The organism is Kribbella sp. NPDC058245 (assembly GCF_042882005.1).
Lineage (GTDB): Bacteria > Actinomycetota > Actinomycetes > Propionibacteriales > Kribbellaceae > Kribbella.
Genome location: NZ_JBHVWY010000002.1, coordinates 186,040 through 206,954, shown reverse-complemented (window position 1 = coordinate 206,954; position 20,915 = coordinate 186,040). Strand labels below are relative to the sequence as shown.

21 protein-coding genes are annotated in these 20,915 nt (G+C 68.7%); 12 read left to right on the top strand and 9 right to left on the bottom strand.

Features of this window, described 5'->3' with window-relative positions; all coding sequences use genetic code 11:
• Positions 1–36: 36 nt before the first annotated feature.
• Complete coding sequence (locus tag ACFVWG_RS04445; protein ID WP_391541720.1) at positions 37–918, bottom strand: alpha/beta fold hydrolase; 882 nt, start codon at positions 916–918, stop codon at positions 37–39.
• Between the two features lie 144 nt (positions 919–1,062).
• On the opposite strand from ACFVWG_RS04445, the gene ACFVWG_RS04440 reads away from it, so the two are divergent.
• Genes ACFVWG_RS04440 through ACFVWG_RS04420 form a run of 5 tightly spaced genes read left to right on the top strand, consistent with a single transcriptional unit; the run spans position 1,063 to position 6,656 of the window.
• Positions 1,063–1,992, top strand: a complete 930-nt coding sequence (locus ACFVWG_RS04440) for an ABC transporter permease (RefSeq protein ID WP_391541719.1) — start codon at positions 1,063–1,065, stop codon at positions 1,990–1,992.
• Entirely contained in the window at positions 1,992–2,990 is a 999-nt protein-coding gene (locus tag ACFVWG_RS04435; protein ID WP_391541718.1) for an ABC transporter permease, read from the top strand. Before ACFVWG_RS04440 ends, ACFVWG_RS04435 begins: the two co-directional genes overlap by 1 nt.
• Entirely contained in the window at positions 2,983–3,981 is a 999-nt protein-coding gene (locus ACFVWG_RS04430) for an ABC transporter ATP-binding protein (RefSeq protein ID WP_391541717.1), read from the top strand. The genes ACFVWG_RS04435 and ACFVWG_RS04430 overlap by 8 nt, the downstream gene beginning before the upstream one ends.
• A complete protein-coding gene (locus ACFVWG_RS04425) occupies positions 3,978–4,964 on the top strand; it encodes an ABC transporter ATP-binding protein (RefSeq protein ID WP_391541716.1) in 987 nt (328 codons plus the stop codon). The genes ACFVWG_RS04430 and ACFVWG_RS04425 overlap by 4 nt, the downstream gene beginning before the upstream one ends.
• Positions 4,965–4,973: 9 nt before the next feature.
• Entirely contained in the window at positions 4,974–6,656 is a 1,683-nt protein-coding gene (locus ACFVWG_RS04420; RefSeq protein ID WP_391541715.1) for an ABC transporter substrate-binding protein, read from the top strand.
• Positions 6,657–6,660: 4 nt separating this feature from the next.
• Here ACFVWG_RS04420 and ACFVWG_RS04415 read toward each other — a convergent pair whose 3' ends face one another.
• The 3 genes from ACFVWG_RS04415 to ACFVWG_RS04405 are packed head-to-tail and all read right to left on the bottom strand — an operon-like array spanning position 6,661 to position 8,496.
• Positions 6,661–7,158 carry an HAD family acid phosphatase gene (locus ACFVWG_RS04415; protein WP_391541714.1) on the bottom strand — a complete coding sequence of 166 codons (498 nt, stop codon included), beginning with the start codon at positions 7,156–7,158 and terminating at the stop codon, positions 6,661–6,663.
• Positions 7,151–7,696: a GNAT family N-acetyltransferase gene (locus ACFVWG_RS04410; protein WP_391541713.1), complete on the bottom strand. Its 546-nt coding sequence runs from the start codon at positions 7,694–7,696 to the stop codon at positions 7,151–7,153. The genes ACFVWG_RS04415 and ACFVWG_RS04410 overlap by 8 nt, the downstream gene beginning before the upstream one ends.
• A gap of 5 nt (positions 7,697–7,701) precedes the next feature.
• A complete protein-coding gene (locus tag ACFVWG_RS04405) occupies positions 7,702–8,496 on the bottom strand; it encodes a phosphotransferase family protein (RefSeq protein ID WP_391541712.1) in 795 nt (264 codons plus the stop codon).
• Positions 8,497–9,227: 731 nt separating this feature from the next.
• Here ACFVWG_RS04405 and ACFVWG_RS04400 point away from each other — a divergent pair.
• The 3 genes from ACFVWG_RS04400 to ACFVWG_RS04390 are packed head-to-tail and all read left to right on the top strand — an operon-like array spanning position 9,228 to position 13,286.
• Positions 9,228–9,368 carry a rubredoxin gene (locus ACFVWG_RS04400; RefSeq protein ID WP_391541711.1) on the top strand — a complete coding sequence of 47 codons (141 nt, stop codon included), beginning with the start codon at positions 9,228–9,230 and terminating at the stop codon, positions 9,366–9,368.
• Positions 9,369–9,381: 13 nt separating this feature from the next.
• Positions 9,382–10,512 carry an exonuclease SbcCD subunit D gene (locus ACFVWG_RS04395; protein WP_391541710.1) on the top strand — a complete coding sequence of 377 codons (1,131 nt, stop codon included), beginning with the start codon at positions 9,382–9,384 and terminating at the stop codon, positions 10,510–10,512.
• Positions 10,509–13,286 carry an AAA family ATPase gene (locus tag ACFVWG_RS04390; RefSeq protein WP_391541709.1) on the top strand — a complete coding sequence of 926 codons (2,778 nt, stop codon included), beginning with the start codon at positions 10,509–10,511 and terminating at the stop codon, positions 13,284–13,286. Before ACFVWG_RS04395 ends, ACFVWG_RS04390 begins: the two co-directional genes overlap by 4 nt.
• Here ACFVWG_RS04390 and fdhD read toward each other — a convergent pair.
• Positions 13,270–14,103 (bottom strand): formate dehydrogenase accessory sulfurtransferase FdhD, encoded by an 834-nt coding sequence (gene fdhD, locus ACFVWG_RS04385; protein WP_391541708.1) that lies wholly within the window; start codon positions 14,101–14,103, stop codon positions 13,270–13,272. The genes ACFVWG_RS04390 and fdhD overlap by 17 nt on opposite strands.
• A gap of 9 nt (positions 14,104–14,112) precedes the next feature.
• On the bottom strand, positions 14,113–15,093 hold the full coding sequence (locus ACFVWG_RS04380; protein WP_391541707.1) for a phosphotransferase: 981 nt from the start codon (positions 15,091–15,093) through the stop codon (positions 14,113–14,115).
• Between the two features lie 56 nt (positions 15,094–15,149).
• On the opposite strand from ACFVWG_RS04380, the gene ACFVWG_RS04375 reads away from it, so the two are divergent.
• Positions 15,150–15,755 (top strand): trimeric intracellular cation channel family protein, encoded by a 606-nt coding sequence (locus ACFVWG_RS04375; protein ID WP_391541706.1) that lies wholly within the window; start codon positions 15,150–15,152, stop codon positions 15,753–15,755.
• A 461-nt stretch (positions 15,756–16,216) separates the two neighbouring features.
• Here ACFVWG_RS04375 and ACFVWG_RS04370 read toward each other — a convergent pair whose 3' ends face one another.
• On the bottom strand, positions 16,217–17,416 hold the full coding sequence (locus ACFVWG_RS04370) for an MFS transporter (RefSeq protein ID WP_391541705.1): 1,200 nt from the start codon (positions 17,414–17,416) through the stop codon (positions 16,217–16,219).
• 106 nt (positions 17,417–17,522) lie between these two features.
• On the opposite strand from ACFVWG_RS04370, the gene ACFVWG_RS04365 reads away from it, so the two are divergent.
• From ACFVWG_RS04365 to ACFVWG_RS04355, 3 genes are all read left to right on the top strand, one after another.
• On the top strand, positions 17,523–18,596 hold the full coding sequence (locus ACFVWG_RS04365; RefSeq protein ID WP_391541704.1) for a ferrochelatase: 1,074 nt from the start codon (positions 17,523–17,525) through the stop codon (positions 18,594–18,596).
• Positions 18,593–19,384: an inositol monophosphatase family protein gene (locus ACFVWG_RS04360; protein ID WP_391541703.1), complete on the top strand. Its 792-nt coding sequence runs from the start codon at positions 18,593–18,595 to the stop codon at positions 19,382–19,384. The genes ACFVWG_RS04365 and ACFVWG_RS04360 overlap by 4 nt, the downstream gene beginning before the upstream one ends.
• Positions 19,385–19,679: 295 nt before the next feature.
• A complete protein-coding gene (locus ACFVWG_RS04355; protein WP_391541702.1) occupies positions 19,680–19,976 on the top strand; it encodes a DUF4193 domain-containing protein in 297 nt (98 codons plus the stop codon).
• 89 nt (positions 19,977–20,065) lie between these two features.
• Here ACFVWG_RS04355 and ACFVWG_RS04350 read toward each other — a convergent pair whose 3' ends face one another.
• Together ACFVWG_RS04350 and ACFVWG_RS04345 are read right to left on the bottom strand one after the other, a co-directional pair.
• A complete protein-coding gene (locus ACFVWG_RS04350; protein ID WP_391541701.1) occupies positions 20,066–20,380 on the bottom strand; it encodes a DUF4235 domain-containing protein in 315 nt (104 codons plus the stop codon).
• Between the two features lie 30 nt (positions 20,381–20,410).
• A complete protein-coding gene (locus tag ACFVWG_RS04345) occupies positions 20,411–20,839 on the bottom strand; it encodes a DUF3093 domain-containing protein (RefSeq protein ID WP_391541700.1) in 429 nt (142 codons plus the stop codon).
• Positions 20,840–20,915: the final 76 nt, after the last annotated feature.

The following is a 20,915-nucleotide window of genomic DNA, read 5'->3' as shown; positions in this document are numbered from 1 at the left end:
CGGTTGGTGCAGCCGAGCCTACCGAGTCGGACCAGCTCAGTTAGTTGCGCCGCGCAACCATCGCAGAATTTCCCGGTACGCCGCGCTTGGCGGCACGTGGCCACCGACGTACTGGATGGATTCGGCGGACGAGAGCGCCTCGATCAGGAAGCCTGCGTGCTTGCCGGCGCGTTCGTCGGCGGTGCCGTGCCAGATGCTGGTCGGGACCCGGACATCGGTGAGGTCGAAGCCCCAGGGCTTGGAGAAGGCCGCGAGGTCGTCGAGCACCCCGTCGATGCTGGTGACGAAGGTGGCGGTGAGTCGTGCCATCGCCTCCGGGCTATCGCGAGCGGGTGGCGCCGGCGGCGCGGGGTCGTGCGGGTCCGGCGGGAACTCCGGGCCGCCGGCTGCGACGGCGGCCATGATCCGGGCGAAGCTCTCCTCGAGTTCGGGCCGGAGGACGTTCACATCACGGGCAGCCTGCCAGCCGTGCCGGTCGCGGCGCGGGTCGGCCTGCTCCTCGGCCTCGGTGGGTTCGGGGTCGTGGGTCAGCGGCGGGGCGATGCCGCCGACAGTGGCGCAGCGGATGACCCGATCGGGCAGCAGCGCCGCGCAGGCGAGGGCGTGCGGGCCGCCGCCGGAACCGCCGGTCAGGGCGAAGGTGTCCCAGCCGAGGTGATCGGCCAATTGCGCGACGTCACCGGCAGCATCGGCCACGGAACGACCGGGCTGACGGGTGGAGCCGCCGTACCCGGGGCGATCGGGGATGAGCATCCGCAGACCGGCTTCCGCGATGGCTTCGACAACGTGCGGACGCTTCCAGCGGGTGCTGGGTGTCCCGCCGAGGGAGACCACCGGAAAACCGTCGGTGGGACCGTAGAGGGTGTAGTTGAGCAGTCTGGAGCCGATGCGCAGTTCGCCGTCAGTTGCCGCTGTCATGCGCGGAGAGTAGCCGGGCGAGAGGAGCTATCCGAATCCGGAGTTATCGAGTCGAGATTCTCAGGATTCAAGATGCGGCACGTGGGGTGGGAGGATGCCGCCTAGCTTGTGTCGGCTGTTTGAAACAACTCGTCAGGAGTGTGTGTGAGTTCGTCAGTTGCCGGGGCACTCTCGCCGACCCGGCAGGCCTTGCGCCGGGTACGACGGGATCGGAGCGCGCGTGTCGGTCTGGTGCTGGTCGTCGCGCTGATCGTGGTCGCGGCGGCGTCGCCGTTGCTGGTGAAGTTGTCGGGCCAGGATGCGTTCACGTACCACATCGATCTGCTCGATCCGGCCCGCGGGAACGCGCCGCGCGGATCGTTCGGCGGCGCGAGTGGGGAGCACTGGTTCGGGGTGGAGCCGCTGACCGGGCGCGACCTGTTCTCGATCGTGGTGCTCGGCCTGCGGACCTCGCTGGTGATCGCGATCGTGGTCACCGCGGTCACGACCGTGATCGGCACGCTGCTCGGGATCACCGCGGCGTATGTCGGCGGCTGGTTCGATGCCGTCCTGTCCCGGCTGCTGGACTTCCTGTTCGGGTTCCCGCAGCTCGTCTTCATGATTGCCCTCGGCATCATCGTGCCGGCCAAGGTGCCGCGGCCGCTGCTGCTGATCGGCGTGCTGAGCTTCTTCGGCTGGGCCGGTCTGGCTCGGCTGATCCGGGCGCAGGCGCGTTCGCTGGTCACCCGCGAGTTCGTCGAGGCTGCCCGCAGCGTCGGCTCGACCGGCTGGTGGGTGATCACCCGCGAGCTGCTGCCGAACCTGCTCGGCCCGGTCCTCGTGATCGCGACCCTCGCGATTCCGGGCTACATCGGCGCCGAGGCCGCGCTGTCCTTCTTGGGCGTCGGCGTCCCGCCGCCGACACCGAGCCTCGGCCGCTCGATCTCGGACTCGATCGTCTGGGTCTACACCGGCGCCGACCCGTGGTTCATGGTCTTCCCAGGTATCGCCCTGTTCGTGGCCGTGCTCGGCTTCACGTTGCTCGGTGACGGCGTTCGGGACGCGTTCGACGTACGGCTGCGGAGGACACACTGATGCCCGACATCGTCTGGTTCGTCATCCGGCGGCTGTTCGCCGCACTGCTCGTGATGCTCGCGCTCAGCCTGGCCGTCTATCTCGTGTTCTATGCGATCCCGACCGACCCGGCGCTGCTGTCCTGCGGCAAGCCCTGTACACCGGACCGCCTCGAGCAGGCCCGTCACTTCATGCAGCTCGACCAGAGCACCATGCAGCAGTACCTGAACTTCCTGAAGGGCATCTTCGCCGGCCGGACGTACGGCGAGGGCGCGGCCTCGTTGCACTGCGACGCGCCCTGCTTCGGGTACTCGTTCCCGCTGGCCCGGCCGGTGAGCACGCTGATCATCGACCGTTTCCCGGTGACCGCTTCGATTGCCCTCGGTGCTGCCGTCCTGTGGCTGATCATCGGCGTCTCGCTGGGCGTGGTCGCCGCGCTGAACCGCGGCCGGCTGCTGGACCGGCTGGCCGTCGGCTTCGCGCTGATCGGTGTGTCCACGCCGTCGTTCCTGCTCGGCCTGCTGGCGATTCTGGTCTTCGGGTTCTGGCTGAACATGGTCCCGGTGAACGGGTATGTGCCGCTGACCGAGAGCCCGGTCGACTGGGCCTGGCACCTGGTTACGCCCTGGCTGGTCCTCGCGGTGCTGTCGGCGTCGTCGTACATCCGGCTGACCCGGTCGCAGATGCTCGAGGAGCTCAACCTCGACCACATCACCACGGCCCGGGCCAAGGGCGCCGGCGAACGCCGCGTCGTCGTCACGCACGGGTTGCGTGGTGCGCTCGTCCCGATCGTGACGCTGTTCGGGCTCGACCTCGGCGGTCTGCTCGGCGGCGCGATCCTGACCGAGAAGGTGTTCAGCATGCAGGGGCTGGGTGACCTGCTGATCGACTCGGTCGCCAATCTGGACGTCGCCGTGGTCGTCGGTGTGACCCTGTTCGCGGCGTTCCTCGTCATCCTCGCGAACCTGGTGGTGGACATAGTGCACGGTGCGCTCGACCCGAGGGTGAGTCATGGCTGAGCCGGTGCTGGAGGTCCACGACCTGCGCGTCACCTTCGACACCGAGGGTGGCCTGGTCCCGGCCGTCGACGGGATCGACTTCGCCGTCGGCGCCGGGAAGACGCTGGCGATCGTCGGCGAGTCCGGATCGGGCAAGAGCGTCAGCTCGGCCGCCGTGATGGGCATCCTGCCGTCGAACGCCGAGGTCAAGGGCGAGGTCCTGCTCGACGGCCGCGAGCTGGTCGGCCTGCCCGCCGACGAGCTGCGCAAGATCCGTGGGAACGACATCGCGCTGGTCTTCCAGGACGCGCTGTCGGCGCTGAACCCGTACTACACGGTCGGCTGGCAGGTCGCCGAGGCGTACCGGCTGCACCACGACGTCTCGAAGAAGGTCGCGTTCAAGCGGGCGGTCGAGATGCTCGACAAGGTCGGCATCCCGGACGCGGCGCGGCGCGCGAAGAGCTACCCCCATGAATTCTCCGGGGGAATGCGGCAGCGGGTCGTGATCGCTATGGCTCTCGTGAACGACCCGCGCGTGCTGATCGCCGACGAGCCGACGACGGCGCTCGACGTCACCGTGCAGGCGCAGATCATGCAACTGCTGGCCGACGTCCAGGAAGAGTTCGGTACGGCGCTCGTCCTGATCTCGCATGATCTCGGCGTCGTCGCGGAGGTCGCGGACGACGTACTGGTCATGTACGCCGGTCGTGCGGCCGAGCGTGGGACGGTTCGCGACCTGTTCTACCGGGCAGCCCACCCGTACTCGCTGGGACTGCTCGGCGCGATGCCGCGGATCGACGTACCGCCGAAGCCGCGGTTGACCACCATCCCGGGTTCGCCCCCGTCGCCGGGATCGATCAAGACCGGGTGCCCGTTCCAGCCGCGTTGTGCGTACACCGAGCGGGTGGGCGAGCGCTGCATCACCGAGCGGCCCGAGCTGACGCCGCGTCCCGGCGAGGGCGACCACGAAGCCGCGTGCCATCTCGGCCGCCGACCGGAGGCGACCGCATGAGCGAGGAACTGTTGCGCCTGGACGGTGTGCGCAAGTACTTCGGCCTGCGCGGTGTGCCGTGGCGCGCCGCTCAGACGGTGAAGGCGGTCGACGGGGTCAGCCTCGTGGTCCGCAAGGGCGAGACGGTCGGGCTGGTCGGCGAGTCCGGTTCGGGCAAGTCGACGCTGGCGCGGGTCGCCACCCGGCTGCTCGATCCGACCTCGGGCCGGGTCGAGATCGGCGGCAAGGACGTCACCCGGTTGAGAGGCCGGCGGTTACGGCCGGTTCGCCGTACGGTCCAGATGGTCTTCCAGGACCCCCAGGCCTCGCTGAACCCACGGCAGTCGGTCGGCACCATCGTCAGTACGCCGTTCCGTGCGCAGGGGACGCGGCCGACCCGGGCTCAGCTGATCGAGCTGCTGCAGAAGGTCGGTCTGTCCGAGGAGCACCTGGAGCGCTACCCGCACGAGTTCTCCGGCGGACAGCGGCAGCGGATCGGGATCGCCCGGGCGCTCGCGGTCAGCCCTGACCTGCTGATCTGCGATGAGCCGGTGTCGGCGCTCGACGTGTCCGTCCAGGCTCAGGTGCTGAACCTGCTGGCGGACCTGCGAGACGAGCTCGGTCTCTCGTACGTCGTCGTCGCGCACGACCTGGCCGTCGTCCGGCAGGTCGCGAGCCGGGTCGCGGTGATGTATCTCGGCACGATCGTCGAGGAGGGCCCGGCGGACCAGGTCTACGCGTCGCCGGCTCATCCGTACACGAAGGCGCTGCTGTCCGCCGTACCGGTGCCGGAACCCGGCGTGACGCGGGACCGCATCGTGCTGACCGGCGACGTACCGACTCCGATCTCACCGCCGTCGGGCTGCCCGTTCCGGACCCGTTGTTACAAGGCCGAAGACATCTGTGCCACCAAACGACCTGTACTCGAGGTCGTCAATGACCAGACTGAGCTGCAGCTTGAACACAGGGCCGCCTGCTACTTCCCCGAGCCAACCATCTCCTGAGAGGACATGATGAAACACATCACCCGAGCGGTCGCGGTCGCGACCGTGCTGGCGTTGGCGGCCACCGCCTGCAACGCCAACGACAAGTCAGGTTCGAGTAGTGGCGGCTCGTCGGCGGCCGCCGAGCAGGGCGGCACGCTGCAGTTCCTGAGTACCAGCAAGGAGATCAGCTTCGACCCGGCCAAGAGCCAGAACCTCGGGACGAGCGCGATCCACCTGATCCTGCGCGGGCTGACGGCCTGGAAGACCTCGCCGGACAAGGACACCGAGCTGGTCCCGGACCTGGCCACCGACACCGGTCAGGTCAGCGACGGCGGCAAGACCTGGACGTACAAGCTCAAGCCGGGCCTGAAGTACGCCGACGGCTCGCAGATCGTTGCCGCCGACATCAAGTACGGCATCGAGCGCTCGTTCGCGCCGGAGCTGTCCGGTGGTCTCGGCTACCACAAGTCGCTGCTCGTCGGCGGCGACAAGTACACCGGCCCCTACAAGGGCGGCGACCTGGCGTCGGTCGAGACGCCGGACAACGCCACGATCATCTTCAAGCTGAACAAGGCGTTCGGTGACTGGCCGTGGATCGCCAGCATGCCGGCGTTCTCGCCGGTCCCGCAGAAGGCCGACACCGACCCGGCGCACTACGGCGAGAAGCCGGTGGCCAGCGGTCCGTACCAGGTGAAGTCCTACCAGCCGGGCGCGAAGCTCGAGCTGGAGCGCAACCCGAACTGGGACAAGGCCAGTGACCCGGCCCGCACCGGCCTGCCGGACGCGTTCGTCTGGCAGATGGGGCTGGAGGCCAACGCGGTCAACCAGCGGCTGATCCAGGACTCGGGTGACGACCAGTTCGCGGCCAGCACCGGAACCAACGTCCCGGCCGCGCTGATCCCGACCGTCACCGGCAACCCGGCCGTCAAGGCGCGGGTCGCGACCTCGCCGTCCGGCGCGCTGCAGTACCTGGCGATCAACACCAAGCGTCCCGGGCTGTCCAACCCCGAGGTCCGCAAGGCGATCCAGTACGCCGTCGACAAGCTGGCCGTGCAGGTCGCCAAGGGCGGTCCGGAGTTCGGTGGCGAGATCGCGAGCACGCTGATCACGCCCGGCATCCAGGGCTACACGAAGTACAACACCTACGAGGCGCCGCCGCAGGGTGACCCGGACAAGGCCAAGCAGCTGCTGACCGCGGCCGGAGTGACCAACCTGAACCTGACGCTGGTCGCCGACTCGGAGAGTGCCACCGGTGTGGCTGTCTCCGAGGCGATCCAGCAGGGCCTCAAGCGGGCCGGCATCAACTCGACGATCAAGCCGCTGCCGAACAAGCAGTGGACCGAGACGGTCACCGGGAACAAGCCGGACTACGACCTGACCGTGTCGAGCTGGTTGCCGGACTTCCCGAGCGCCATCGGCAACATCCAGCCGCTGTTCGCCTCGTCGGAGATCGGCAACGGCGGGTACAACATGTCCCGCTACTCCAACCCGGCGGTGGACTCGGCGATCGACGCGGCCACCGCCGAGCCGGACAAGGCCAAGGCGGCCGCCGACTGGGCCGCGCTCGACAAGCAGATCATGAACGACGCCCCGATCGTCCCGCTGCTGTACGCACGCAACGCGTTCCTGCACGGTTCGAAGGTGCAGGAGTTCTACCTGCCGGCGTACCCGCCGTACCCGAACACGCTGGTGATGGGCCTGAGCAAGTAGCGGCTTAGGTGCGGCCCTCTTTCTCCTGGGCCTCGAAGAGGGTCGGCTGGGTCTCGGCATCGAGTCCCCAGTCGGCCCTCATCACCGGGTAACCGGCCTTCTCCGCGACCGCGCACACCTTGACGTCATCATCGACCAGTACGGCGACCGGCCGGTCCTCGGAGAGTTTCTCGAGTCGATCGAGTTTCATCTGGGCGCCCGGACGGCGGTCGGTGTTGCGGCGCATGTAGACGGTGCCTTCGGGGAAGCCGTTGTCCTTCAGCCACTTGAGCGTGTCCCGCCGCAGTCGCTCCGGACGGCCGGTCAGGTAGACGATCTCGTGGTTGGCCGCCAGGGTCGTCGCGACCGTCAGTCCTTCGTCCAGGACGGCGTCGTTCTTGGCGTCGGCGAAGAACGAATCCCAGTCTTTCGGCTTCCGCTCCAGGAAGTGCACACGCTTGCTCGTGTCGGAGAGCGTGGCGTCGATGTCGAGGACGGCGTACGGGCGCGGTTCGTCAGGCACGTCGCCCAGCTTCCCAGGTACGGCGGTCGATGGCGTACTCGACCTCACCGAACTCGGTCCCGGGCAGCGGATCCTCGAAGTGCTCATGCCACAACCGCGCGAACCGCAACCCGCTCCGCCGCATCACCGCCCGCGACCGATGATTCACCGCCATCGTGTCCGCCACCACCCGCTCAACCTGCAGCTCGCCGAACGCGTAGTCGATCAGCATCCGCGTCCCCTCGGTCGCGTACCCCTTGCCCCAAGCCGCCCGGTTCAGCCGATACCCCACATCCACGGTCCCGGGGTCAGCAGTCGGCTGCAGCCCGAACCACCCCACGAACGCGCCTCCGGACTTCTCCTCGGCGGCAAAAGTCCCCAGCCCCGGATGCTCGCCGTACACACGGAGCATCCCGGGCAGCACGACGTCCGCGATCTCGCCGCGCGGCGTCGCCTTCCCTGTCAGGAATCGCATCACCTCTGGATCCGAGTCCAGCTCGACCAACAGGTCGAGGTCCGCCGGGGTGAACTCCCGCAGCCGCAGCCGCTCGCTCTCCATCCGAGCTATCCGAGGCGCCGGAGCGTTGTCTCGATGGCGACCTCGACCCGGGAGGTCATGCCGGGCACATCGACAGGACGGCGCCCAGCGACCTGACCATGGATCCACTTCGAACCGTTGTCGTCATAGTGCAGCAGGGCATACAGGTCCCACCACGGATCGAGAGTCACGCCGGCGATGGACTCATACAGCGACCGAAGCTGCTCGGCCCACTCGGGCGAGTAGAGCGCCGCCAGGAATCGCCGACAGTGCCCGATGTCAATCGCGCGCGAGCCCCGATGAATGCTGTTCCAGTCGGTCAGCCCCGTGATCCGCCCGCGCGACCACAGCAGGTTGACCGGCAGAAGGTCGCAGTGCAGAAACACCGCCGGGTCCTTCGGCGGCTCCACCCCCATTACATCGAACGCCGCCCTCCACACCGCCGGCCTCCGCGCGCCGAGCGGAACCTCAAACCCATCCCGAGGAGCGATCCAGGAATCAGTCCAAGGTCTCAACGTCTTCGCGGGGAGATCGAGCGAATGCAGCTGGACGGCGATCTCCGCGATCCTCGTCAGCCACAACCGAGGATCCGCCGGACTGAGCTCAACATGCCCCGGCAACCGCGTCATCAGCAACGCCGGCGCGTCGCCGGTCGACGCACCAGCAACATCAGCAGCCAGCACCTCTGGAACCGGGAGCGCGCTCCCCGCCACCACCCGGAGGTTGGCGACCTCCTTCTCCAACGCCGCCTGCAGGCCAAGCCCACCGGGATACTGCCGCAGTACGACGAACGTCCGCACCCCACGGCGCTCGACACTCACCCTATGCACGGCAGAGCAGACGCCACCAGTCATTCGGCGAAACCCGGCGACGCGACTGCCCTCGCCCATCGACGCCGCGACCCAGTCCAACGTCTCCGCCGAAGGCCGACGCTGCCTGAACCCGCCATCCCTCCAGTCGCCCTCGCTCATGCCCGCGACCCTATTCGCCAGGCCCCAGCGCCGACACAGGTTTTCCAACCCGCCAGAGCAGTCCGCCCGCCCCGAACCGGCTCATGACCTGCACCACCTGAGCACCTGCAGCCCTGCACCCCGTCTCAACACCTTCTGTGTTGTCTCCCAGCTGATGGGTTCGCCCACCAGCTTGTGGGTTCCGTACTCGAGGGTCTAGAACCCACCACCTCATGGGTTAACCCCAAAGCCAGTTAGTTAGTGGGTCAGGGTTGGTGTCAAACGGCCTGCGGGGCGAGCTGACGTCCGAAGCCCTGCACGCCTGGTACAGCACACCTGGTACGGCGTGTCTTAGGACGTAACCGGTTCCCGGGGAGGATCCGGGTCGGCGTCCAACCAGAGTGGGGAGGATATGCGACCGATTCGGGGGCAAAATCCTCCCCACATCTCGTTTCGGGCCGGGCTAACTCTCCCCAAACCGGTTTGGGGAGCCACAGCGCGCCAGCCACCGCGACAGCAGCACTCCGCAAACCGGACCCAACCGGGCCGCTTGATACCGCCGCCGACCCGCTAACAACCGGCTTTGGGGTCAACCCACCAGGTTGCGGGAGGGCCAACCGCATGCGGTTGGCCCACCCACCACGCGATGGGCTGACCCACCTGCGGGGTGGGAGTGTCCGGAGTGTGGGCGGTTGGGGGGTTGGGGTGTGTTGGGTTGGGTGGATTTCGGGTGGTCGGGTTAGCGTTCTGACCGCAATGGACGACTCGATCACGTTTCTGCACAGTTCGGACTGGCAGCTGGGGATGCTGCGCCGGTTCCTGGGGCCGGACGGTCAGGCCCGGTGGGGGCAGGGCCGCCTGGATGCTGTCGCGCGGATCGGTGCGGTCGCGGAGCAGACCGGAGCTGCCTTTGTGGTGGTGACGGGGGATGTGTTCGAGCACAACCAGGTGGAGCGGCAGACGATCCTCCGAGCGTGCGAGGCGCTGAAGCGGATCGCGGTTCCGGTCGTCCTGTTGCCGGGGAACCATGACGCGCTCGAGCCGGGCTCGCTCTGGACGTCGAGTCAGTGGCAGGCGCATGCGCCGAAGCACGTCACGGTGCTGACGGACACGACGCCGATCGAGATCCTGCCGGGCGTCGAGGTTGTCGGAGCGCCCTGGCGGTCACGCCGGCCGACGTCCGACCCCGCCGCGGAGGCCTACGCCAAGCTGGACCCAGCACCAGCCGGTACGACGCGCATCCTGCTCGTGCACGGGCAGTTGACGAGTCTGAGCGGCGGGATGTCCGAGGTACCGCCGATCGACCAGCCGGCACTCGAGGCCGCAGTGGCCGCCAACAAGGTCCAGTACGTCGGCCTCGGCGACCGGCACTCGACGACGCGCGTCACTGACCGGATCTGGTTCTCCGGGACGCAGGAGGTCACCACCCCGGAGGAGACCGACCCGGGCAACGTGCTGAAGGTGACTGTCAGCCAGAGCGAGATCGAGGTCGAGCCGATCCGGGTCGGCGCCTGGCACATGGTGGATCACCGCGTGGAGCTGTTCGACGAGGAGTCGCTCAACGCGCTCGAAGACTGGTTCGCCGAGCTGCCCGACAAGGAGCGCACGTACGTGCGGCTGGCCGGCGACGGCTCACTCACATTGCCGTTGCTCAGCCGGCTCGACACGATGATCGACGTACAGGGTGAGGCGTTCGCCAGCGTTGAGCGGTGGGCGAAGTTCTGGACCGTGCGACCGGCCCCGGACGCGGCGGATCTGGATGCGCTGCAGTTGAGCGGCCCGGCGCGGGCGGCGATGGAGGAGCTGCGGCAGGCGCTGGCCGGTGGCGACGAGGGTGCGGGTGCCGCGTTGTCGCTGATGCACCGATTGGCGCGGGACGCGGGATGAGGCTGCACTCTCTGACGCTGCGGAACTTCCGCGGCGTCAAGGACCGTACTGTTCGCCTGCCCGCCCTCGGTACGACGGTCGTCGTCGGCGACAACGAGGTCGGGAAGTCCAGCCTGGTCGAGGCGTTCGCGCTGATCTTCGATTTCCCGGACGACTCCAAGTCGACCAGGGTCCGCGACATCCAGCCGGTCGGCCAGGACGTCGGTCCGGAGGTGACCGCCGAGCTGACGCTGGGCGGTCGCGAGCTCACTTACACCAAGCGCTGGTTGAAGAACCGGTCGACCGAGCTGGCCGTTGTCGAGTCCGACGGACGCCGGACGGCGTGGACCGGACGCGAGGCGCACAACGAGGCCGAGCGGCTCTTCCACGAGTACGTCGACCCGGTGCTCTGGCAGACCCTGATGGTCAGCCAGGGGCAGTCGCTGATCCTGCCGACCCCGGCTGACGCCGAGCCGCTGATCACCGCCGTCACGGCCGAGTCCGGTACGCCGGTCGATGGCGCGTCGATGCCGTTGGTGAGTGCCGTCGAGCACGAGTACCTGCGGTACTGGACGCGCGGCGGCCGGGCGACCGGCGACTACGCGAGGTCGGAGAAGGCGGTCGCGGCGGCTGAGCTGGCCGCGATGCAGGCGCTGAAGGCGATGGAGGAGGTCCAGCAGGACATCCGCCGGGCCGAGCGGCTGACCCTCGACCTCTCCGATGTCGACGCGCGCCTGGGCGAGCACCTGAGCACGGTCGAGGAGGTTCGCCAGCGCAAGCAGGCCACCGACGAGATCCTGCTCCGCCGCGACTCGATCCGCTCCCGGGCCGAGACAGCTCGAGCCCGGCTGGAGAACCACACCCGCACGCGGATCGAGCGGGAGCGGCTGCTCGACGAGGTCGAGCGGTTCACCAAGATCGACGCCGAGCTCGCTGAACGCCGTACCGATGCGGACACGGTCGCGAAGGCCGCGACCGAGACCGTGCAGGCCGCCGAAGCCGCACTCGCAGAGGTGATCGAGCTCAAGGACATTCGCCGTACCGACGCGCAGGACGCCGAGCGGCGGGTCAGCCAGCTGATGGACCAGGCCGAGCTCGAGCGGCTACTCGGGCAGCAGGGCGAGCTGATCGACGTGCGCGCCCGGATCGTGGCGGCCGCGGCGATCCTGGACAAGATCAAGGTCGACGACGCGTTGGTCGCGGCGCTCGAGGACGCCCGGTCCGCGGTGGTCGAGGCACGCGCCGCGCTGGCGGCCGGCGTACCGGAAGTCCTGGTACGGCGGCTTGGCGCGGAGCCGGTCGAGTTGTCGGGCAAGGGCGTCGAAGCTGGCCAGAAATCCAACAACCTTGGCCGGATGCCGAAGGAGCTCGGGTTCGACGAGTCGGCAGAGCTGCTGGTCTCGGGCGAGCTGACGATCGGCGTACCGGGTCAGCTTGAGGTGACGGTGCGCGCGGGCGGTGAGGCGGCGACGCTGCGGTCTCGGGTCGACGACGCGGTCCGGCGCGAGAAGGAGCTGCTGAAGAAGGCCGGCGTGAAGGATGTCGCGGCCGCACGGGACCAGCTGCGCAAGGCGGACACGGCGTCGGCCGAGTTGCAGGAGGCCCGTCGTACCGAGAAGTCGTTGACGTCCGCCGGGGACCCGGGGGAGCGGATCGCGGTACTGACCGCGCGGCTCGGGGTCGACGAGGAGGACGGCGAGCAGAGCGGCGGGAAGCAGGCGGCCGTCGAGGGCGTGCCCGGGCAGATGTCGTTGTTCGAGGAGTTCGCGTCACCGCTCGACACGTTGTTCGACGACTTCGAGCCACCGCCTCCGCCGGTCGATGACCTGGCCGCTGCACAGCGTGCGCTGGACGAGGCGCGCACTGAATTGGGCGTGGTCGAGCGGCTGCTGACCGATGCGGAGTTCGCGGCGCAGCAGGCGCGGAAGGCGGCGGACGAGGATCGGTCCGAGGCGCAGCAGGCGCGAGCTCGCTCCGAGATCGCGGGAGAGCGGTTGGCGGCAGCGGTCGACGCGCTGGCGGTTGCACGGAAGCTGCTCGACGACGACGCGGTGACGGCGGCCGAGACGGAGGCCACGGCTGAGGTTGAGGCGGTGCTTGAGGAGCTGACCGCGGTCCAGGAGCAGGCCGATGCGGCCGGCGCGGATCAAGTCGCCGGGGAGCTGGCCGATGCGCTGTCGGTCGCGACGCGGATGCAGGGGGAGCGGGACACCCTGCGCGACGCGCTGCGGACGACCGAGGGCCGGCTGGAGCAGTCCGGCCGTGACGGGCTGGCGACTCGCCGGGACGTGGCCGAGCTGGAGTTGGCCGCCGTACGGACCGAGCACGAGAGCTTGCAGCGCCGGGCCGAGGCTGCGCGGCGCGTGTACGAGACGCTGGGCCGGCATCGCGCCGAGGCGCAGACGCGGTACTCCGAGCCGCTGCAGACCCGCATCGAGGCGCTGGGACGCAGTGTCTACGGGCCGTCGTTCAAGGTCTGGCTGGACGACGACCTGGCGGTCGCGGAGCGCGAGATGGATGGCGTGCGGTTGCCGATCGAGGCACTCTCGACCGGCGCGCAGGAGCAGTTGGCGATCATCACGCGGCTCGCGATCAGTCACCTGGTCAGCACCGGCGACGGCAGCGTGCCAGTCATCTTCGACGACGCGCTCGGCTGGTCCGACAAGGCCCGGCTGCGTGACATGGGTGCACTGCTCGGCCGCGCCGGTGACCACGGCCAGGTCATCATCCTGACCTGCATGCCGGACCGCTACGAGTACGTCCCGAAGGCGACGTTCATCAAGCTGGACGGATGATCCGCTCCGGGTAGCTGTAGACAACACAGCGCTCGCCGCGGGTGAAGCCCGCGACCGTCACACCGAACCGCCGCGCGAGATCCACCGCCAGGCTGGACGGCGCACCGACCGCGACGATCATGCCGAGACCGGCCGCGACCGCCTTCTGCACGATCTCGTATCCGACGCGGCCGCTCACCGCGAGCACGAGTCCTTGTCGCGTGTGCTGGTTGAGCACGGTCCACCCGACCACCTTGTCGACCGCGTTGTGGCGACCGACATCCTCCCGTACGACGACCTTGTCGCCGTCCGCGGTGAACAGACCGGCCGCGTGCAGGCCGCCAGTCCGCGAGAACGTGGGCTGAGCTTCGCGGAGCAGATCGGGAAGCCGCCGTACGACGTCAACCGAGACCTCGACGGGGTTGACCGGGTCGTAGTCGCGCTCGGCGAGTTCGTCGAGGGACTGCTGACCACACACCCCGCACGCGGCCGACGTCACGCCGTACCGCTGGGGTGGTTCGCGGTCGGGCGGACCGTCGAAGGTGATGGTGACGGTGTTGAACTGCTGCTCGCGGGTGAGCTTGTTGTCGGTGCAATAGGCGACCGTGCGGATCGCGTCCGGCCGGACCGCGAACCCTTCGCCGAGGCAGAACCCGGCAGCGAGCTCGAAGTCCGCGCCGGGCGTCCGCATCGTCACGACGAGCGGCTCGGGTGCGCGGCCGGGCCACTCGAATCTGAGCTCGAGTGGCTCCTCGGTGACGACGACGTCCTCACGCCGCGAGGTGCGCTCGCCGTCGAGCACCTCGACCTTGAACCGGCTGGTCGGAGCTTTGGTCATACATCCACGTTAGGTGGTCCATCCACGTCGCGTGGCCAGCCAGTCCAGGAAGGTCCATGCATAGAGCCGCTGATGCTCCCGCAGCGCGGGCGTCGTACCGATCGGTGGTGGGCTGTCAGGGTTCTTCAGCATGTACGCCGCGATGACTGCGACGAAGCAGTCGAGCTGCTCTGCCGGTACGTCGGCCGTGAGCGGGCTGGTGCGGATCGCGGCGAAGGTGTCGATGCCGTGGTGCTGGGCGAGCGGGAGCAGGCCGACCCAGTCCATCCAGCGCGGTCCGTGGGCCAGCCAGTTCCAGTCCACCGTCCAGCAGGCGCCGGTCGTGTCGATCAACAGGTTGTCCGGCCGCAGATCGCCGTGGGCGGCGGCGTCGCCGGTCAGCATCTCCGGTACGGCGTTCATCAGGTCGGCCAGCTCCGGCAGGATCCGTGGCAACCACTCCTGCAATCCGCGCGGCAGCGGGCGGTCGCCGGACAGGATCTGACTCGGCACCAGCAGGGCCGACTCACCGGACTCGAGATCCTTCAAGAAGGTGTCCAGCCCGGCGATCGGACTGGGATCCAGCGCGACCGCGATCTGTTCACACGTGGCGGTGACCACGGCGAAGTCCTCAGCCGTCCATGGCGCTCCGGGCATCCGCGCGTCCACCCACTCGGACACGACCGCGAACCAATCGTCGGTGCGAGCCGTGGTGACGATAGGCGGGACAGGTACCGCCGACGGCAGTTGCGGGACGATCTCGGCCTCGCGCTGATAAGCGCCGTACGAATGCAGTGTGTTGTCCGACGCCTTGATGAACACCCGCCGCCCGTCAGCAAGCCGAGCCGGCGCCGCGAACCCACCCGTGAACCCGGACCGCACCGACGCGCCCACACTCACAATGTCGGTGCCCAAGGCAACAGCCAGAGCCCCCTGCAGGTCAGCCGGGACCAACGCCCAAGCCGGACGCTCAGAGGTTGCACGGTAATCGACATCGGGTGGTCCGCTCATGTCCACAGACGATAAGGGTGCAAGGGACCTGGGCGCCTGTGGTTTAGCGTGGGGGTGTGGCTCTGCACGTGCTGGATCTGGTGGGCATCTTCGTGTTCGGGATCACCGGCGCGCTGGTCGGGGTTCGCAAGCAGTTGGACGTGTTCGGGATCCAGGTGCTGGCGTTGGTGACCGGGCTCGGCGGTGGCTTCATCCGCGACGTACTGATCGGCGCTACCCCACCCGCCGCACTCAAGGACTGGCGCTATCTCGTGGTGCCGATCGTCGCCGGGCTGATCACGTTCTTCCTGCATCCCGGGATCGAGCGCCTCGAGCGGCTGGTGAACATCTTCGACGCGGCCGGCCTCGGCCTGTTCTGCGTGACCGGCGCGCTGAAGGCGGTGTCGTACGGCCTGTCACCCCTGTCCGCCGCCCTGCTCGGCACGATCTCCGGCATCGGCGGCGGCGTGATCCGCGACCTGCTCAGCGGCCGCGTCCCCGTCGTACTCCGCCGTGAGATCTACGCCACCCCAGCTTTCCTCGGCGCCACCATCGTCGTGGTCGCCGCGGCCCTCGACTACAACGCCCTCTGGGTCTCGTACGCCGCCGTCCTCACCTGCTTCACCATCCGCCTCCTAGCCATCCGCCGAGGCTGGAACGCCCCCCTCCCCCGAACCCACTAGCCCACCCCGTCCCCCCAGCACCCCGCCGCCGTCCCCCGAGGACCCCGCCGCCGTCTCCCGAGCACCCCGCCCCCGTCCCTCGAGCGCCCGCCGACCCCCGGCAATTTGAGGGGATATCCGTTGAGGTTGCCCCTTCTCTGGTCAAATTTTGAGGGGAGAAGGGGCAATTTCAGGGGATATCCGGCCAAATGCGCAGGGGTGGGAACGCGGTCGTTGAGGGCGGTCCCGGGTGGGTCTGTCGTGGGCGTTGAGGTCGGGGTGGGCGTACCGACGGGCGGGTAGTGGTGGGGGCGGGGTGACGGCCGGGAGCGTGGGGGTGGCCGGGGAGCACCCAGATCGCCGACTACTACCCGTTCTTCGGTACGGCGATGCCGCGCAATAGGGGTTGTACAAGAGGTCTTGAATAACCCCTGGGCGGTACGACGTTTTGCGGGGAAGGCGTGGAGCGGCGAGAAGGCCGGTTAGTTGTGGGCGAAGGTGGTTTTGGGGCGGGCGAAGGTGATGGAGGCGGCGGCTATGAGGGCGCAGGCGATGCCGACGGCTACGGGGACCCAGTAGGCGTCGGAGGGGCCCCAGAGGTCGACTGCGTGGCCGGCGGCGGCGTTGCCGGGGGCTACGCCGAGCAGGATGCCGGTGACGGTCCAGGTGATTGCCTCGGTGAGGCGCTCGGGCGGGACCCACTCCTCGACGCAGGCGGTGACCGCGACCATGGTCGGGGCAATCGTCATGCCGCAGCAGAAGAGGACGACACCGAGCAGCCAGACGCTGTTGACCCAGGGGAGTGGTGCCAGTGTGATGGCGAGCAGGATCGTGCCGATCAACAGCCGACGCTCCACGGGGGCGCGCCAGTGCACCGAGCCGTACCAGAGGCCAGCCAGCAGGCTGCCGAACGCCCAGACGGCCAGTACGACGCCAGCCATGCTCGCCTGACCCTTGAGTGTGGCGAAGGCGACGGTGATCACCTCAGCGCCACCGAGCGTCGCACCGAGGCCCAGACCGATCAGGCTGAGCAGGGCGATCGACACCCACGGCATCGGCGCCTGCTCCTTGCCGTTGGCCTTGCCGCGACCAGGCGGGTCAGAGCCGCGCAGGAACGCGAGCCAGAGTCCACCGAGCAGACCGAGTACGCCGGCCGTGGCGAGTCCGGCGTACGGGCTGATCTCGGTCGCGAGGAAGGTGACCACGACGGGACCGATGATGAAGACGACCTCGTCGCCGACCGCCTCGAGTGCGAACGCGGTCTGGAGGGCGCGACCACGGCCGAGGAGATGCGTCCAGCGGGCGCGGACGAACGAACCGACCTGCGGACGGGTGCCACCGGCAACAAACGCCAGCGCGTAGAGCACCCACGTCGGGGCGTCGGCCTTGACGGCGATCAGCAGTCCGGCCAGACCGACCGTGCAGAGCACTGAACCGACGATGAGCAAGAGGCGCTGGCCGAAGCGATCGACCAGCCGGCCCTGGATCGGACCGGTCAGGGCACCCGCGATGACGGCCACACCGGAGACTGCGCCGGCCAGACCGTACGAACCGCTCTCGCGAGCGATCAGGATGACGACACCGAGTCCGGTCATCGAGATCGGCATCCGGCCGAGCACCCCGGCACTGAAGAACGCGCCGGCGCCCGGTCGGCGCATCAGGTGCAGGTAAGGCTTCAGCATGGCAGTTGCACCTTAGCGCCTCGCCAACACAGCGCCGATCACTGGGCCTGACATCGACCTGCGGCCCCGCGCATCATCGTTTCGCTCCGGCTGAGAGACTGGATGCATGCCCGTCGGTACCACAGATGCGACCCCGTACGACGCCGTCCTCCTGCTGTCCTTCGGGGGACCCGAGACTCCCGAAGACGTGCTGCCGTTCCTGCAGAACGTGACCCGGGGCCGGGGGATCCCGGACGAGCGGCTGAAGGAAGTCGGCGAGCACTACTACTCGTTCGGCGGCAAGAGCCCGATCAACGGCCAGAACCGCGCGCTGCTTGCTGCGCTGCGGGCGTCGTTCGACCAGGCCGGTCTGGAGCTCCCGATCTACTGGGGCAACCGGAACTGGGCGCCGTACCTGAGTGACACCCTGCGCGAGATGGCCGCGGACGGCATCCAGCGTGCTGTGGTGATCGTCACCGCGGCCTACCCGTCGTACTCGGGCTGCCGCCAGTACCGGGAGAACCTCGAGGACGCGGTCCGCGAGGTCCCAGACGCGCCACGCCTGGACAAGCTGCGCCACTACGCGAACCACCCCGGGTTCGTCGGCTCGTTCGTCGAGTCGACCGCCGACGCGCTCAGCACGCTCCCAAAGGGCAGTGCGATCGCCTACGTCACCCACTCGATCCCGAATGCGATGAACGCCACCAGCGGTCCGGACGGCAACGGGTACGTCGACTGGCACCTGGACGTCGCTGGGGAGATCGACGCCGAGCTGGAGCGCCGTACCGGGCAGACCCGTCGGACCGACCTCGTCTACTGCTCGCGGTCCGGTCCGCCGCAGGTGCCGTGGCTTGAGCCGGACGTGAACGACCACCTGGAGGCCCTGGCAGCCGACGGGGTACCCGGGGTGGCCGTCGTACCGATCGGGTTCGTGAGCGACCACATGGAGGTCATCTACGACCTCGACACCGAGGCCGCCGCGACCACCGAGAAGCTCGGACTGCCGATGGCCCGGGCGGCCACGCCCGGGACCGACGAGCGGTTCGTCACGATGTTGCGCGACCTGGTCGTCGAGCGGGCCGCCGCCGAGCGCGGCGAGCGGCCGGAGCGGCCGTGCGTCGGCAAGCTCGGCCCGGCCTGGGACGACTGCCGGCACGACTGCTGCCCTGCCCTGCGCCGACCAGTAAAGGAACCTGTATGAACCCCCAAGACCTGCTGAAGCTCGCTGTGACGGTCGCCGAGGAAGCGGCGGCGCTGATCGTCGAGCGGCGCCGGGGGACCATCACGGTCGCCGCCACCAAGAGCACGATCACCGATGTCGTCACCGCGGTCGACCGGGAGTCCGAGGAGCTGATCCGGGCCCGCGTGCTGCAGGCCCGGCCGGACGACTCGTTCCTCGGCGAGGAGGGCGACGACGTGGTCGGCACCAGCGGGGTGCGCTGGGTGGTCGACCCGATCGACGGCACGGTCAACTACCTCTACGACCACCCGACGTACGCCGTCTCCATCGCGGTCGAGGTCGACGGTACGACGGTCGCCGGGGTGGTCGTGGACGCGCCGAAGGGCGAGGTCTTCACGGCGACGCTCGGCGGTGGGGCGTTCCTCGACGGCAAGCCGATCCAGGCCTCGGACTGCTCCGAGCTGTCCCGGGCCCTGGTCGGTACCGGCTTCGGATACGACCCGGTACGGCGGCAGGTCCAGGCCGAGGTGGTCGCCCACCTGATTGCCAAGGTCCGCGACATCCGCCGGATCGGGGTCGGAGCGATCGACCTCTGCTACGTCGCCTGCGGCCGGCTGGACGCGGTCTACGAGCGCGGCCTGAACCCGTGGGACTACGGCGCCGGCGCGCTGATCGCCGCCGAGGCCGGAGCGAAGGTCGGCGGGCTGCACGGGGAGCCGGTGTCGCCCGAGATGTCGATCGCGGCCGCGCCGGAGCTGTTCGACGCCTTCCACGATCTGCTGGCCGCCGGAGACCCACTGCGCGCCTGATTGCAGTTGAGTGTTCATTACTGCTCGAACTGTGCAGTAATGAGCATTCATTTGTTCGGTCCTGACAAGAAGTGCGACACGCGGGTCACAACTTGGACCCCAGTGCGCGCGAAGGGCCCTCGATAGGGCACAATCCCGTCCTCGGGAGCGGAAGTTGCCGCTCCCGGCCTGGCTGTCAAGGGTTTCGGGGGACGAAACGTTCGGCGCTGTACCTCAGCGCGGAATTTCTCGGCCACTCCACCCGTTCAAGGGCTCAGCAAGGCAACACCACGGGTATGAAGAGGGCAGGGAACACATGGCGACTGATTACGACGCCCCGCGCAAGACGGACGAGGACGCTTCCGAAGAGTCGATCGAGGAACTGAAGACTCGCCGTCACGACAAGAACTCCGGCAAGGTCGACGAGGACGAGGCGGAGGCCGCGGAAAGCTTCGAGCTGCCCGGTGCCGACCTGAGTCACGAAGAGCTGGCAGTGCGGGTGCTGCCACGCCAAGCCGACGAGTTCACGTGTTCGAGCTGCTTCCTGGTGCACCACCGCAGCCAGCTTGCAGAGACGAAGGGAACGCAGCTGATCTGTCGCGACTGCGTCTGATCGAGCGCCCTCTTCTTCGTCAGTAGACGACAACGGGACCTTTCCCGGGTGGGAAGGTCCCGTCGTCGTGTCTGAACAGCGCTGCCGAGTCAGTCCTTGCCGATGCTCTTCACGAGCCCGCTGCGGACGGTGGCGTCCTGCTCCCAGCCGGGAGGCGCGTGGCCGGTGGACTTCAGGTAGTACGACGCTGCCTGGCGCTCGGCGAACACCGTCGCCACCGCGGCGGCCGCCGCGCTGGCCGCTGCCCAGGCGGCGACTTCGACGTACCCGCCCTGGCCCTTCCTCGGCGGCTTACCGCCTGAGCCGAGCTTCCAGGCGCTACTGACCGCCTTGCTGGCGGCGATACCGACTACGAGCGAGAAGGCGGTCTGCACCAGCTTCCAGCCGATCTTGGCTCCGACCACGACATGCCCTCCTAGCGAATTGCCTGACAGTCAGGATCTTGTCACGCTGTGCCCGCTCAGAGCCGCTGCCAACCGTTCGGGGTGCCGCGTGGCGAGCACCCAGTACGGCGTGGGGTCGCTCGGATCGTTGATCGCGACCCGGACCGCCCCGGAGGCGTAGCTGCGCAGCAGCAGGTAGGCCTTGGGGTCGCAGTCGCGGCCGAAGGCGTTCCGGGCGGCCTCACCGGTCAGGGCCTCGGCAGCGCCCAGGTGAGCGCGTTCGATGACGGCCCGGCCGGCGCGGAGGTGCTCCGTGTCCACCTCGACCCGCGCAGCGCCGTACCGGAGCAGGATCGCGAGCAGCACGGCCACTGTGACGGCGGCGACGATCAGTCCGGCCAGCAGGCCGACCGGGACGGCCGTGATGGCGAACAGCGTCACCACGGCGGCGGCGGAGATGATCCACCAGGACACTGGCACGCTCAGTCTTTCGCGGTAAACACCCACAAGCCCAGCCTGGCATGCGACGTCTCGGAGCGCGTCGGTAGGGTCGCCT